12 protein-coding genes are annotated in these 12457 nt (G+C 52.9%); 5 read left to right on the top strand and 7 right to left on the bottom strand.

All coding sequences use genetic code 11. The features are described 5' to 3' along the window. Positions 1-261: 261 nt before the first annotated feature. From cra to leuO, 4 genes are all read right to left on the bottom strand, one after another. On the bottom strand, positions 262-1266 hold the full coding sequence (gene cra / locus ACQG2Q_RS03530; protein WP_003856369.1) for a catabolite repressor/activator: 1005 nt from the start codon (positions 1264-1266) through the stop codon (positions 262-264). A gap of 176 nt (positions 1267-1442) precedes the next feature. Continuing rightward, on the bottom strand, positions 1443-1937 hold the full coding sequence (ilvN, locus tag ACQG2Q_RS03525; RefSeq protein ID WP_001252742.1) for an acetolactate synthase small subunit: 495 nt from the start codon (positions 1935-1937) through the stop codon (positions 1443-1445). 1 nt (position 1938) lies between these two features. Next, positions 1939-3663 (bottom strand): acetolactate synthase 3 large subunit, encoded by a 1725-nt coding sequence (gene ilvI / locus ACQG2Q_RS03520; protein ID WP_023299318.1) that lies wholly within the window; start codon positions 3661-3663, stop codon positions 1939-1941. Between the two features lie 376 nt (positions 3664-4039). Then, positions 4040-4984, bottom strand: coding sequence for a transcriptional regulator LeuO (leuO, locus tag ACQG2Q_RS03515; protein ID WP_038415328.1), 945 nt, complete (start codon positions 4982-4984; stop codon positions 4040-4042). Positions 4985-5611: 627 nt separating this feature from the next. Between leuO and leuL the strand changes: the two genes are divergently transcribed. The 5 genes from leuL to leuD all read left to right on the top strand — a co-directional run bounded on the left by leuL (position 5612) and on the right by leuD (position 10471). After that, on the top strand, positions 5612-5698 hold the full coding sequence (leuL, locus tag ACQG2Q_RS03510; RefSeq protein WP_057979999.1) for a leu operon leader peptide: 87 nt from the start codon (positions 5612-5614) through the stop codon (positions 5696-5698). A 91-nt stretch (positions 5699-5789) separates the two neighbouring features. Continuing rightward, on the top strand, positions 5790-7361 hold the full coding sequence (leuA, locus tag ACQG2Q_RS03505; protein ID WP_022647035.1) for a 2-isopropylmalate synthase: 1572 nt from the start codon (positions 5790-5792) through the stop codon (positions 7359-7361). Further along, a complete protein-coding gene (leuB, locus tag ACQG2Q_RS03500; RefSeq protein WP_022647034.1) occupies positions 7361-8452 on the top strand; it encodes a 3-isopropylmalate dehydrogenase in 1092 nt (363 codons plus the stop codon). The genes leuA and leuB overlap by 1 nt, the downstream gene beginning before the upstream one ends. A 2-nt stretch (positions 8453-8454) precedes the next feature. Next, complete coding sequence (gene leuC, locus ACQG2Q_RS03495) at positions 8455-9855, top strand: 3-isopropylmalate dehydratase large subunit (protein ID WP_063849753.1); 1401 nt, start codon at positions 8455-8457, stop codon at positions 9853-9855. Positions 9856-9865: 10 nt separating this feature from the next. After that, positions 9866-10471, top strand: a complete 606-nt coding sequence (gene leuD / locus ACQG2Q_RS03490; protein WP_023299315.1) for a 3-isopropylmalate dehydratase small subunit — start codon at positions 9866-9868, stop codon at positions 10469-10471. A gap of 90 nt (positions 10472-10561) precedes the next feature. On the opposite strand, the gene ACQG2Q_RS03485 is transcribed toward leuD, so the two are convergent. From ACQG2Q_RS03485 to sgrT, 3 genes are all read right to left on the bottom strand, one after another. After that, on the bottom strand, positions 10562-10714 hold the full coding sequence (locus ACQG2Q_RS03485; RefSeq protein ID WP_010427008.1) for a Hok/Gef family protein: 153 nt from the start codon (positions 10712-10714) through the stop codon (positions 10562-10564). A 216-nt stretch (positions 10715-10930) separates the two neighbouring features. Continuing rightward, positions 10931-12109: a sugar efflux transporter gene (locus tag ACQG2Q_RS03480; protein ID WP_063849751.1), complete on the bottom strand. Its 1179-nt coding sequence runs from the start codon at positions 12107-12109 to the stop codon at positions 10931-10933. Positions 12110-12229: 120 nt separating this feature from the next. Next, positions 12230-12382, bottom strand: a complete 153-nt coding sequence (gene sgrT / locus ACQG2Q_RS03475; RefSeq protein ID WP_003856388.1) for a glucose uptake inhibitor SgrT — start codon at positions 12380-12382, stop codon at positions 12230-12232. Between the last annotated feature and the right edge of the window lie 75 nt (positions 12383-12457).

The raw sequence follows: 12457 nt of genomic DNA, 5'->3' as shown, positions 1-12457 counted from the left end.
AATATGGATTCGTTCGTGTGCATTGAGGCCTGGAGGGAGAGTGAAAAATGGCTGAATATTCATCGGCTGGCGCCTGTTTGTAACAAAACAATACAAAGAAATGTCAGTCAAAAATTTATAATTGTGCTTTTTAACACCAAAATGGATTCAGAAAAATAGCAGGCTATGAATCTTAGAGATAAATCCTAATTTTTATCCGGGAATTATTTATCGCAATAAATTCGCCGCAAAAGGGGCAGTTATACCGCCCCTGTGGAAATATTAATGGCGGCTCAAAATTCCGCGCCGATAGAGATTACGTTTGATACGCGTAAGCCCGGGTTTCGGCTTGCGGGGTTCATCCAGGCTTGCCAGAACAATCTCCAGCACGCGCTCGGCGACGTCGCGGTGACGCTGAGCCACCGCCAGCACTGGACATTGCAGGAAGTCGAGCAGTTCGTTATCACCGAAGGTAGCAATCGCCAGATCGGATGGCAGCTTGCCATCGCGACGTAACGTCACGTCCATCACTCCCTGCAACAGAGCAAACGAGGTGGTAAACAACGCCTGCGGCATCGGGTGCGTTTCCAGCCATTTCTCGAACAGCTGGGCAGCCGCTTCGCGCTCATAACTGTTGGCATAGAGATAATGAACGTCACGCGGATCGTCTTTCCATGCCGTACGGAACCCTTGTTCACGCAGGAAGCTTACCGAAAGTTCAGGCAAAGCGCCAAGATACAGCACCGTTTCAGCCGGGAAGGTACGCAGCTCGGCAGCCAGCATTTCTGCATCGTCCTGATCGGCACCCACCACGCTGGTGAAATGTTCACGATCGAGCGCACGATCCAGCGCCACTATCGGGAACGGATCGTTCGCCCAGCGCTGATAGAACGGATGCTCGGGTGGTAAAGAGGTCGACACGATGATGGCATCAACCTGACGTTGCAGCAGATGCTCAATGCAGCGCATCTCGTTGTCGGGCTGATCCTCGGAGCAGGCAATCAACAGCTGATAGCCCCGCTGACGAGCCTGACGTTCCAGATAGTTGGCGATGCGGGTATAGCTGGTGTTTTCCAGGTCCGGGATCACCAGGCCAATAGAGCGGGTGCGCCCGGCACGTAAACCTGCTGCGACAGCATTCGGATGGTAATTATGCTCACGAACGACTGCCATCACTTTCTCAACGGTCTTATCGCTGACACGATACTGCTTTGCTTTACCGTTAATCACATAGCTGGCCGTGGTTCTCGACACGCCGGCGAGCCGGGCGATTTCATCCAGTTTCACAATTGCCCCTCAAAAAAAGAAAAGAGTCCATGGCCCTGTCAAGGTTATGGTTAAATATTTTAACATCTAAACGCAGAATAGCCTTCACGGCAACCGCTTTTGTCTGCGTTGTCGGCGGATTACGCAAAAAAAAGCCCGGCTTTGGCTACCGGGCTGAAAGAGGCGAACCTATTGCGCTACTCACGCATGATTTTATCGCCGCGCGAGAGGCCAACAACGCCAGAGCGCGCAACTTCAACAATTTTTGCCACATCCCTGACAGAGGCCAGGAAAGCGTCCAGCTTATCGCTCGTTCCGGCAAGCTGGACAGTATATATAGAAGGCGTGACGTCAATAATCTGCCCACGGAAAATATCCGTGTTGCGCTTGACCTCTTCACGGCCGTAACCGCTGGCCTGAATTTTCACCAGCATCACTTCACGTTCGACGTAAGCCCCCTGCCCCAGCTCGCTGACGCGCAGTACGTCCACCAGCTTGTGCAATTGCTTTTCGATCTGCTCAAGCACTTTCGCATCGCCGACAGTCTGGATCGTCATGCGCGAGAGCGTAGGGTCATCGGTCGGTGCGACGGTCAGGCTTTCAATGTTATAGCCGCGCTGGGCAAAAAGCCCAATAACCCGCGACAGTGCGCCCGACTCATTTTCCAGTAATACAGATAATATCCGGCGCATATCAGGTTCTCTCCGTTTTGCTTAACCACATTTCATCCATACCACCGCCACGAATATGCATCGGATAAACGTGCTCTGTGCCATCGACGATAACGTCCATGAAGACAAGGCGATTGTTTTTAACGTGCTCAAGCGCTTCGCCGAGCTTCGCTTCCAGCTCTGACGGATCGGTTACCCGCATGCCAATATGACCATAGGCTTCAGCCAGACGGACAAAGTCCGGAAGTGATTTCATATAGGACTGGGAGTGACGGCCCGAATAAATCATATCCTGCCACTGTTTTACCATGCCGAGGTAACCGTTATTCAGGTTCAGCACCAGCACTGGCAGTTCATATTGCAGCGCAGTGGAAAGTTCCTGAATATTCATCTGTATACTGCCGTCACCCGTTACGCAAATAACCGTTTCGTTTGGCAACGCCAGCTTTACCCCCAGCGCGGCGGGCAAACCAAAGCCCATCGTGCCGAGCCCGCCTGAGTTGATCCAGCGACGCGGTTTATCAAACGGGTAATACAGCGCAGCAAACATCTGATGCTGGCCCACGTCAGAAGTGACATACGCATCGCCATTGGTCAGACGCCAGATCGTCTCGATCACCGCCTGCGGTTTGATGTTCTCACTTTGCGTGTCGTATTTAAGGCACTGACGGCCACGCCATTGCTCGATTTGTTGCCACCAGTCGCGGATCTCGTCCAGCGGTTGAGAGGCGGTCTCCTGCGCCAGCAGATCCAACATTTGATCCAGCACCTGTCGTGCGTCTCCCACGATCGGCACATCCGCCGGCACCGTTTTAGAGATAGAAGTAGGATCGATATCAATGTGCAGCACCGTCGCATTCGGGCAGTATTTCGCCAGGTTGTTCGTGGTGCGATCGTCAAAACGCACGCCGACGGCAAAAATCACGTCAGAATTGTGCATCGTCATATTGGCTTCGTAGGTGCCGTGCATACCCAGCATGCCCAGCGCCTGCCGATGCGTGGCAGGGAACGCCCCCAGCCCCATCAGTGATGACGCGACAGGAAGATTAAGCTTCTCGATCAGTTCGCGTAGTTGCGTTTCGCAGGCTGCATTGACGGCGCCTCCCCCCACATAGACCACCGGTTTTTTCGCAGCCAGCAGCGTTTGCAGCGCACGTTTAATCTGTCCTTTGTGCCCTTGCGTGGTCGGATTATACGAACGCATGCTCACCGACTCAGGCCAAAGGTAAGGCAGTTTATTCCCCGGATTGAGAATATCTTTTGGCAGATCGACAACCACTGGCCCAGGACGACCGCTGGCGGCCAGCCAGAAGGCTTTTTTCAGTACGCCCGGGATATCTTCAGTTTGTTTAACCAGAAAGCTGTGCTTCACCACGGGGCGTGAGATCCCCACCATGTCGCACTCCTGAAACGCATCATAGCCAATCAGCGACGTCGCCACCTGTCCGGAAAGAATGACCAGTGGAATAGAGTCCATATACGCAGTCGCTATGCCAGTAATGGCATTGGTCGCCCCCGGCCCGGAAGTGACCAGCACAACACCCACTTCGCCCGTGGCGCGGGCCAGGCCGTCAGCCATATGCACAGCAGCCTGTTCATGACGAACCAGAACATGATCAATACCGCCTACCGTGTGCAGCGCGTCATAAATATCGAGAACCGCGCCTCCGGGATAGCCGAACACTTGTTTCACGCCCTGATCGATAAGCGATCGGACGACCATTTCCGCGCCAGACAACATCTCCATGCTTTGCCTCCAGGCTTTTGTTATAGACGGTCTACAGAATTCATTTCCGCGCCGTCTTCTGACAGGGTAAACCCATCTTATAATGTGCAGAGTGATGGATACCTTAACCGCTCGTTATGAGGCAGGCAATTAGCAAACGGGATGCGGGAATGAGCAATAAAAGCAGAAAAAACAGCTGACAGACATGAATATGGTGAATTCGTCTGGTATGAGTGGAGACAATAATAATTCATCTCTTAAAAAGAGGATGGATCAGGAAATCATCTATTTTTGAGCATGCATAAGTAACTGAAAAAATTAACACAGCACAAAATATCGCCAGTTTTAAAAACCGCAGAATAAACCGCATGACGCCATGCGGTTTATTCACCAGAACCTAGCGACGGCAAATATTGATCAGCAGCTCTTCCATCCACTGATGCCCTTTATCCCGACCCGCAGCCTCATGCCAGGAAAGATAACAGGTCCGGCTATTAAGCTTGAGCGGCAGAGGTAAAATTTGCAGATTCAGTGAATCGGAGAACTCTTCAGCAAGCCAGCGCGGCGCAATAGCGACTAACTGTGTCTGAGAAACGACATTTAATACGCTGACCATGGCCATTCCCTGATAAGCCACGCAGGCTTGTTTATCGGCGGTGTCATACCACGGCTGACTGAATGAGGCATATCTGTCAAGAGCAACAACGGCGTGTTGCTCACTGTAAACATCGCTTTCACGCAGCGGCGAATTCATACGGGGATGTTTTTTACTGGCGACTAACACCATTTCGTCTTTGAACAACGGAACACAGGCAAACTCTGGACGGCGGAACTCTTCGTATCCCAGAACAAACTCTGTTTCCTGATAACGAAGCTGGTGTTCAGTGTTTTGATTTAATGATGATTTAAAAACGAGATGAATATTTGGGGCGATCTGTTCAACTTTATTATATATAACAGACGTCAAATAATTATCTAACGGACTGCAAACACAGAGATGGAAAACCCGCTCACTGCTTAAGGGTTCAAAGCCCGAACCGGGAAGTTCATTTTGAACTAGCTGTAGCGCCTGACGAATCGAACCGAATAGCTGGAATGCACGCGCTGTGGGCTGAATTCCCCTCCCATAACGAACGAATAACTCGTCGTTAAACATCACCTTAAGTCTGGCTACGGCATTACTCACGGCAGGCTGAGACATTCCCAGAGATTGCGCTGCTCGCGTAATATTCTGCTCCTGCATCACTGCATCGAATACAGTTAACAAGTTAAGATCCACTGTGCGTAACTGAGGCTTAACCCCATCATAAGTCTGTGGTTGGTTAATATTATTTTCTGGCATTTCTGACTCCACCGTCACGCTAAATTCCCTTTGCCCAGGTACAGTAATAACTTCGAAAAATATGATTTACCATGCATATACAACAAGCGAAAGGAAATTATTTAAAATTCGGAATATATAAAGAGCCCCATTCACCGAGCGGCTTTACGCACCCCATAAATGAAGAGTTAAAAATCGTTCAAAAGATATCTCAAACTTTATTGTGAGCATGAAACCATAAACCAGACAAATACACAATCAACGCTCTCATTAATAATGACTTAAGCGTTATTAAACTATTAATAGTATACAACGCATATTCATTAACAAATTGATATCAATTTTGATAACTTACTTACCCGTAAATCATTCATGAAGTCTATAAATCAATGATATGAAACACATTCCATTTCATAGCATGTTGATGAAAATAGTATGTTCAATTGCTACCAATTATATTCAAATTATTCCAGAGATGAATCCCCAGTCCAATAATAGACAATAAAATCGGTTAGCCACGCAAAAACCAGCACAATTAGCTAATGTATTCTCCCTGCGTTGGGTCCCCGTTTTGTCGGGGAGGGGTTGACATGAGTCGGCGTATCCAGTACCACTAAAAGCATATCGCATTCACCTGGAGCAGGATTCATGATTCGCACCCTTCGTTTCACCGGTCTACTACTACTAAACGCATCCACTGTGCGCGGTAGACTGGCGGGCGAAATTCAGCGTTGAATCGTCTTCAGTAAAACTAAAAACCCGCGCCACTGCGCGGGTTTTTTTATGCTCGTAGCAAGGCGCCCTAAGACTGACAAGGACCTAACCCATGAGCCAGCAAGTCGTTATTTTCGATACTACTTTACGTGACGGTGAACAGGCATTACAGGCGAGCCTGAGTGTTAAAGAAAAACTGCAAATTGCGCTGGCCCTGGAACGCATGGGTGTAGACGTAATGGAGGTCGGTTTTCCTGTCTCCTCGCCGGGTGATTTTGAGTCAGTGCAGACCATCGCCCGCACCATCAAAAACAGCCGCGTGTGCGCTCTGGCTCGCTGCGTTGAGAAAGATATCGATGTGGCCGCGGAATCCCTGAAAGTTGCAGAAGCTTTCCGTATCCATACTTTTATTGCCACCTCCCCCATGCACATTGCAACCAAGTTGCGCAGCACGCTGGATGAAGTGATCGAACGTGCGGTGTATATGGTTAAACGGGCGCGTAACTACACTGACGACGTGGAATTTTCCTGTGAAGATGCAGGCCGCACGCCGATTGACGATTTGGCCCGTGTAGTGGAAGCCGCTATTAATGCCGGAGCCAGAACCATCAACATCCCGGATACCGTCGGCTACACCATGCCGTTTGAGTTTGCCAACATCATTACCGGTCTGTATGACCGCGTACCAAATATTGATAAAGCCATTATCTCTGTACACACCCACGATGACCTGGGTCTGGCCGTTGGCAATGCTATCGCGGCGGTGCACGCCGGCGCGCGTCAGGTAGAAGGCGCGATGAACGGCATCGGCGAACGCGCAGGCAACTGTTCGCTGGAAGAAGTGATCATGGCGATCAAAGTGCGCAAAGACATCATGGACGTGCACACACGCATCAATCACAACGAAATCTGGCGCACCAGCCAGACCGTCAGCCAGATTTGCAACATGCCGATCCCGGCCAACAAAGCGATTGTCGGTACGGGCGCGTTCGCTCACTCTTCCGGTATCCACCAGGATGGGGTGCTGAAGAACCGTGAAAACTACGAAATCATGACTCCGGAATCCATCGGTCTGAACCAGGTTCAGTTGAACCTGACCTCACGCTCTGGTCGCGCGGCAGTGAAGCACCGTATGGAAGAGATGGGCTACAAGGACAGCGATTACAACATGGATCAGCTGTACGACGCCTTCCTGAAGCTGGCGGACAAGAAGGGCCAGGTGTTCGATTACGATCTGGAAGCGCTGGCATTCATCAACAAACAGCAGGAAGAGCCAGAGCACTTCCGTCTGGACTACTTCAACGTCCAGTCCGGCTCAAGCGACATCGCCACCGCCTCCGTGAAGCTGGCCTGCGGGGATGAAATTAAAGCGGAAGCCGCCAACGGCAACGGCCCTGTGGATGCCATTTACCAGGCGATTAACCGCGTCACTGAGTACGACGTAGAGCTGGTGAAATACGACCTGACGGCTAAAGGGCACGGTAAAGACGCCCTGGGTCAGGTGGATATCGTCGTCAATTATAACGGTCGCCGCTTCCACGGTGTGGGTCTGGCGACAGATATCGTCGAATCCTCCGCGAAAGCGATGGTGCATGTCCTGAACAACATCTGGCGTGCCGCCGAAGTCGAAAAAGAGTTGCAACGCAAAGCTCAGAATAAAGAGAACAACAAGGAAACCGTGTGATGTCGAAGAATTACCATATTGCTGTGTTGCCGGGTGACGGTATTGGCCCGGAAGTGATGGCACAGGCGCTGAAAGTACTGGAAGCCGTTCGTTCGCGTTTTGCGATGAAAATTACCACCAGCCACTACGATGTGGGCGGTATTGCAATTGATAACCACGGTACGCCATTGCCGAAAGCCACTGTGGAAGGCTGTGAAAATGCCGATGCCGTGCTGTTTGGCTCCGTGGGCGGCCCTAAGTGGGAACATTTGCCGCCAGCAGAGCAGCCGGAGCGCGGTGCGCTGCTGCCGCTGCGTAAACATTTCAAACTGTTCAGCAACCTGCGTCCGGCGAAGCTGTACCCGGGGCTGGAAGAGTTCTGCCCGCTGCGCGCGGATATCGCGGCCAACGGTTTCGACATTCTCTGCGTGCGTGAGCTGACCGGCGGCATCTACTTCGGTCAGCCAAAAGGTCGCGAAGGCAGCGGTCAGCATGAGAAAGCGTTTGATACCGAGGTCTATCACCGTTTTGAAATTGAACGTATCGCCCATATCGCGTTTGAGTCAGCGCGCAAACGCCGCCGTAAAGTGACCTCTATTGATAAAGCGAACGTGCTCCAGTCTTCCATTTTGTGGCGCGAAATCGTCAGTGAAGTCGCTAAGCAGTACCCGGACGTTGCGCTGTCGCATATGTATATCGACAACGCAACGATGCAGCTGATCAAAGATCCGTCTCAGTTTGACGTGTTGCTGTGCTCCAACCTGTTCGGCGATATTCTCTCGGATGAATGCGCCATGATCACTGGCTCCATGGGCATGCTGCCCTCGGCCAGCCTGAACGAAGAAGGCTTTGGCCTGTACGAACCGGCGGGGGGCTCCGCGCCGGATATCGCAGGCAAAAACATCGCCAACCCGATTGCGCAGATCCTCTCCCTGGCTCTGCTGCTGCGCTACAGCCTGGATGCAGGCGATGCAGCAACCGCAATTGAAAACGCCATTAACCGGGCGTTAGAAGAAGGCGTCCGTACCGGTGATTTAGCACGCGGCACGGCGGCAGTCAGTACCGATGAAATGGGCGACATCATTGCCCGCTATGTCGCTGAAGGGGTGTAATCATGGCTAAGACGTTATATGAGAAGTTGTTTGATGCGCACGTTGTTTACGAGACGCCAGACGAAACCCCACTGTTGTACATCGACCGTCATCTGGTACACGAAGTGACGTCTCCTCAGGCATTTGACGGCCTGCGTGCGCACAAGCGCCCGGTGCGTCAGCCGGGTAAAACCTTTGCCACGATGGATCACAACGTTTCCACCCAGACCAAAGACATTAATGCATCTGGCGAGATGGCGCGTATCCAGATGCAGGAGCTGATTAAGAACTGTAACGAGTTTGGCGTGGAGCTGTACGATCTGAACCACCCCTATCAGGGCATCGTCCACGTAATGGGGCCTGAACAGGGTATTACTCTGCCGGGCATGACCATTGTCTGCGGCGACTCCCACACCGCGACGCACGGCGCATTTGGCGCCCTGGCGTTCGGGATTGGCACCTCTGAAGTGGAACACGTTCTGGCGACGCAGACCCTGAAGCAGGGCCGCGCCAAAACCATGAAGATTGAAGTGAAGGGGAAAGCCGCGCCGGGTATCACCGCGAAAGATATCGTGCTGGCGATTATCGGCAAAACCGGCAGTGCAGGCGGTACCGGTCACGTCGTTGAGTTCTGCGGCGACGCTATCCAGGCGCTGAGCATGGAAGGTCGTATGACCCTGTGCAACATGGCCATTGAGATGGGTGCCAAAGCAGGCCTGGTGGCCCCAGACGACACCACCTTCAACTATGTGAAGGGGCGTCTTCATGCGCCGAAAGGACAGGATTTTGACGACGCGGTAGCGTACTGGAAAACCCTGAAAACGGACGAGGGGGCAATTTTTGATACCGTTGTGACGTTGCAGGCGGAAGAGATCGCCCCGCAAGTCACCTGGGGCACCAACCCGGGCCAGGTCATTTCCGTCAACGACAGCATTCCTGACCCGGCTTCCTTCACCGATCCGGTCGAGCGCGCGAGTGCGGAAAAGGCGCTGGCTTACATGGGGTTGAAACCCGGCGTACCGCTGACCGACGTGAGCATTGATAAAGTGTTCATCGGCTCCTGCACTAACTCCCGTATCGAAGATTTACGCGCTGCGGCAGAAATTGCAAAAGGCCGCAAAGTGGCACCGGGCGTGCAGGCGCTGGTTGTGCCGGGCTCCGGTCCGGTGAAAGCCCAGGCGGAAGCGGAAGGTCTGGATAAGATCTTTATCGAAGCAGGCTTCGAGTGGCGCCTGCCCGGCTGCTCCATGTGTCTGGCGATGAACAACGACCGCCTGAATCCGGGCGAGCGCTGTGCCTCCACCAGCAACCGTAACTTTGAAGGCCGTCAGGGCCGCGGTGGGCGCACCCACCTGGTCAGCCCGGCAATGGCCGCCGCTGCGGCAGTCACCGGTCATTTCGCCGATATTCGCAGCCTGAAATAAGGAGACAATCATGGCAGAGAAATTTACCCAACATACGGGCCGTGTTGTCCCGCTGGACGCCGCTAACGTCGATACTGACGCGATCATTCCTAAACAGTTTTTGCAGAAAGTGACGCGCACGGGTTTTGGGGCGCATCTGTTCAACGACTGGCGCTTCCTCGACGATAAAGGCGAAGTGCCGAACCCGGAATTCGTCCTGAACTTTCAGGAATACAAAGGCGCCTCCATTTTGCTGGCGCGGGAAAACTTTGGCTGCGGATCGTCGCGTGAACACGCGCCATGGGCATTGACCGACTACGGTTTTAAAGTGGTTATCGCCCCAAGCTTCGCGGATATCTTCTACGGCAACAGCTTCAACAACCAGCTGCTGCCGGTGACGCTGAGTGACGAACAGGTCGATGAACTGTTTGCGCTGGTGCAGGCAAATCCGGGGATGTCGTTTGAAGTGGATCTGGAAGCAGAAGTGGTGAAAGCCGGTGACAAGACCTACAGCTTTAGCATTGATGCGTTCCGTCGCCACTGCATGCTGAACGGTCTGGATAGCATTGGCCTGACGCTGCAACACGAAGAGGCTATCTCCACCTACGAGAAAAAACAGCCTGCGTTTATGGGCTAAAGGCAATGGCCCGCAGGGCGCGGGCCATTGATAAGGGTGCGTTGAGGCGTAACCACTCTGGAGAGGCGGGGAAAAACCCCGCCAATACCGCTAACGTTTTGCTTCGTAAGCCAACACTGCCGCCAGCTCTGTTTTCTCCTGTCTGAAGTGCAGCTCACACAGCGAGTCGCGCACCATCCAGGTGAAGATCAACAACGTCGTACAGATCAGAAACAAACCTAACAGCAGAGTACGTTTTGGCATTCCAGCCTCCTTATTGCTTTTCGGCAATGAAGAGACTAACCTCGCAATGTTGGTTGTGAAGTTGGTCTCCCCATCAGTTTTTTGATGTGGGACTCTCCACTGTTTGCCTCTTGCGAAAGCCTGAGGCAAACAGCCTCAAGCACCCGTCACGCACTCTATGCGCCTTCTCTGCTCCTGTCAGAAAATCGTTTCATTTCGTGAAGCCGCCTTCCAGAATCAAACGTCTTTAACCCGGCACGTTAACACAAGCGTGATGACCGAAATCGCTGCGATCACCCAGTACACGGATGCATGTCCATAGCTTTGCGACAGCGCCCCCTGAATTACCCCTGCCAGAATCACGCCGGTAGAGATACTGTTTGTAAACAGCGTGGTCGCGGAGCCTGCTCGCCCCGGCATTAAATCCTGGAACCAGAGCATGCCGATCCCGGCAACGATTCCGATAAATACCGCGTTAAATAGCTGTAACGCCAGCAAAGCTTCCCGCGAATGGAAAAGGATTAACCCCGCGTAGAACACCACCCCAGCCGCCACGGCGACGACCATCATCCGACGCTTTCCGAAACGTTTTACGTAGTAACCCGCCAGAATCATCGCCGGGATCTCCAGCCCGGCAGCGGTGCCCATCAGGATCCCCGCGAGCTTGTCGGGCAGTCCCAGATCGCTGCTGATCCACAGCGGCATATCGATAATGTACATGGTGTTGCAGGTCCACATCAGCGTGGAGGCGATAAACAACATGCGGACGTGTTTATCCTGCCAGCCGCTTACCTGGGTGATGGGCTTGTCCGTCACCTGCTCTACGCGCGCCACCGATGGCAGCACAAAGGCTATCAGCGCCAGGCTGATGGCAAAAATTCCCGCGGCGATGGTGAACATGACGGTGAAACCGTAGTTCAGCGCCAGCATGAACGCCAGCGGGGGGCCGATGACCCATGCGAGAGAGAGCTGCGCACGCATCACCGAGCTGAACATCACCACTTCCCGCGCCGAGTTGTCGGCGTACTCCCGGGCCAGGGCGAAGAGCTGCGGCATGGCGGTGTTCGCCAGAGAGGCCAACAGCACGCCACAGGTGATAAGCGTCAGGTAGTGACGATTAAAGGCAAACAGCAACGCGTTGCCCACGGCCATGGCGCAACAAAAGAGGATCAGCTTGCGGCGATCGCCCTGGCTGTCGGATCGTTTCGCCAGCCACAGGCTGACGAGGATCCCGGCAATGGCGTTGACGGTGTAGAACAGGCCTACCCAAAATGGCTGCGCCCCAACCTCACGGCTGAGAAACAGGCTCAGCGTCGGCGCCTGTAGCGCACCGGCCACGCCCATCATGAAGGCCACCAGCATAAAAGCGGCGTACACGCCGTTCAGGCGTCGCCCCATCGTCATCAACCAGAGCATGCGCAAGTCCTTATGAAAGCGAATCGAAATTGGGTGAAATAGTAAACGAAAAAAGCCAGCAAAAACATTTTGCTGGCGGGTGATTAGCACCAATACTCAGTCACACATGATCGAGGCGAGTTAGCGAGAAGAGGTCGGTTTCGTAACGTCCCACTGCATCAGATCTTCCAGTATTCTCAGCCGCTGCTCTGCGCACTGGCGGGCCAGCCAGGACACTCCCTTTGTCGCTGAAAAATAGTGCTGATAAAACTGACGTGCGGTAGACCTCTTCATAATTTACCTCCTCGCTTCATCGATAAGGATTATTGGCTTAATATAGGGATTAATAAATTGCTGATTTTTTGTCAG

Origin of the sequence: Enterobacter cloacae complex sp. 370H10, from assembly GCF_050031535.1 — a bacterium.
Classification (GTDB): Bacteria; Pseudomonadota; Gammaproteobacteria; order Enterobacterales; family Enterobacteriaceae; genus Enterobacter; species Enterobacter intestinihominis.
The sequence above is the reverse complement of the archived record's forward strand: the minus strand, read 5'-3'. Positions and strand labels throughout refer to the sequence as shown.

Excerpts from the sequence above, each read along its gene's own strand:
- leuC (WP_063849753.1), top strand. The coding sequence starts at position 8,455 with ATGGCTAAGACGTTATATGAGAAGTTGTTTGATGCGCACGTTGTTTAC.
- leuD (WP_023299315.1), top strand. The coding sequence starts at position 9,866 with ATGGCAGAGAAATTTACCCAACATACGGGCCGTGTTGTCCCGCTGGAC.
- leuO (WP_038415328.1), bottom strand. The coding sequence starts at position 4,984 with ATGCCAGAAAATAATATTAACCAACCACAGACTTATGATGGGGTTAAG.
- leuB (WP_022647034.1), top strand. The coding sequence starts at position 7,361 with ATGTCGAAGAATTACCATATTGCTGTGTTGCCGGGTGACGGTATTGGC.
- leuL (WP_057979999.1), top strand. The coding sequence starts at position 5,612 with ATGATTCGCACCCTTCGTTTCACCGGTCTACTACTACTAAACGCATCC.
- ACQG2Q_RS03485 (WP_010427008.1), bottom strand. The coding sequence starts at position 10,714 with ATGCCAAAACGTACTCTGCTGTTAGGTTTGTTTCTGATCTGTACGACG.
- sgrT (WP_003856388.1), bottom strand. The coding sequence starts at position 12,382 with ATGAAGAGGTCTACCGCACGTCAGTTTTATCAGCACTATTTTTCAGCG.
- leuA (WP_022647035.1), top strand. The coding sequence starts at position 5,790 with ATGAGCCAGCAAGTCGTTATTTTCGATACTACTTTACGTGACGGTGAA.
- ilvN (WP_001252742.1), bottom strand. The coding sequence starts at position 1,937 with ATGCGCCGGATATTATCTGTATTACTGGAAAATGAGTCGGGCGCACTG.
- ACQG2Q_RS03480 (WP_063849751.1), bottom strand. The coding sequence starts at position 12,109 with ATGCTCTGGTTGATGACGATGGGGCGACGCCTGAACGGCGTGTACGCC.
- ilvI (WP_023299318.1), bottom strand. The coding sequence starts at position 3,663 with ATGGAGATGTTGTCTGGCGCGGAAATGGTCGTCCGATCGCTTATCGAT.